Source organism: Streptomyces sp. S3(2020) (assembly GCF_013044505.1).
Classification (GTDB): Bacteria; Actinomycetota; Actinomycetes; order Streptomycetales; family Streptomycetaceae; genus Streptomyces.
The window spans coordinates 1-1,449 of the sequence record NZ_JABERD010000508.1 but is presented as its reverse complement, the minus strand read 5'-3'; the positions used below and the strand labels follow the sequence as shown (position 1 = coordinate 1,449).

Here is a 1,449-nt window from a genome sequence, read left to right as displayed (position 1 = left end):
GCCCCGGGGGCCGGTGGGCTCGGAGATGTGCACAAGGGACAGGCCATCGGCCGCACCGCCCCCGCGCTCTCCCTCTCCGACGCCGAGTGCGCCCGGCTCGCCCCGTTGCTGACGCCGTGGTTCGAGCGGGGCGCCACCGACGACGTCGTACGCCATGCCCTGACCAGCGGTCTGCCGAGCCCGGTCCACAGCGCGGTGGCCCTGGTCCACGCCCGCCTGACCAGCAAGCTCCCGGCGGAGCCACCCGCCGCGCGGCCGCCCCGCCGGATTCTGGAGTGCGCGGAGTGCGGGGTGCCGGGACGGCCGGGGGCGCTGCCGGGCGGCGTGTGCGGCGGCTGCCGCGACGGACTACGCGCCCCCGAACGCCCCGCCGAGCCCCTGCCCGCCCCTGTGATCCACGCCCGTGCGGCGGAGATCCGTGCCGCAATGGCTCTGAAGCAACGAGAAAGGACACCCGTATGACGGCTCCCACGGTCCGGCGACACCGCCCCGGGGCACCATGGAGGGGAGGAGGCGACGCCATGACCCCCAGCACCGCTCAGCATCCGCAGATGTCCGCCGAGGACTTCGAGGAGCTGGCCCGCAAGGCGCCCGAAGCGGTCAAGCTCGAACTCATCGATGGAAAGCTAGAGGTCAAGCCGTTGCCGGACCAACGCCACAGGGCCATCGTCATGTGGCTGCTGCGGCTGTTCATGCAGTTCCGCCCCGAACTGGCCCTGTACCCGGAACAAGGCCTCAAGATCGGCGCCTACCGCAAAGGACACGCCTGCGCGGACGGCGCGTTGGCGCCACTCGATCACTTCATCTCCCAGGAGGGGGACTGGGCTGATCCCGACGGCGTTCTCATGGTCGTCGAAGTCACCTCCCACGACCGTGACACAGACCGCCGCGACCGTGTCGACAAGGTCCGTGGCTACGCGGAAGCCGGCATTCCTGTCTGCCTGCTGATCGACCGCGAAAATGACACGCTCGTCGTGCACAGCGACCTCAGACACGGGACCTACCAGCGGAACCTTTCGTACCCGTACGGATCGCCGGTAGAGCTCCCCGCCCCCGTGAACATCACCTTGGACACCGAGCCGCTCAAGGACTACGCCGACTGAGACACTGGCCGTCATGAACCACGCCCAGCTCACCGCCCTCGGCCGAGCCCTCCGCCTTCTCGGCGAGCACGGCGAGGCCCTCACCGCCGACACGCCCGACGCCAAGCTGCACGAGGTCAAGGCCGACATCAAGCGCGCTCTGGAGCTGCTGGACGAGAGCGTGACCACCGCCGCTCCCAGCACCCGCTGCGCCGAGCACCCCAACGGCCCGGTCGACGAGAACGCCCCCGACCTGTGCCTGCTGTGCGAGACCCGACGCCGTGCCGCCCGCCGCGCCTCCATCAACGGCCCCGCCCAGATGGGCCCTTCCGCCACCGCCCCCTCCCGCTACGGCGTCCGCGAAGAC

General features: G+C 70.9%; 1 protein-coding gene and 2 pseudogenes. All 3 read left to right on the top strand.

Features of this window, described 5'->3' with window-relative positions:
* Window positions 1-462: pseudogene (locus HLK59_RS50010) on the top strand (hypothetical protein); the annotation flags it as partial.
* A 59-nt stretch (window positions 463-521) separates the two neighbouring features.
* Window positions 522-1,103 carry a Uma2 family endonuclease gene (locus HLK59_RS50005; RefSeq protein WP_171148328.1) on the top strand — a complete coding sequence of 194 codons (582 nt, stop codon included), beginning with the start codon at window positions 522-524 and terminating at the stop codon, window positions 1,101-1,103.
* Window positions 1,104-1,116: 13 nt separating this feature from the next.
* A pseudogene (locus HLK59_RS50000) lies at window positions 1,117-1,449 on the top strand (hypothetical protein); the annotation flags it as partial.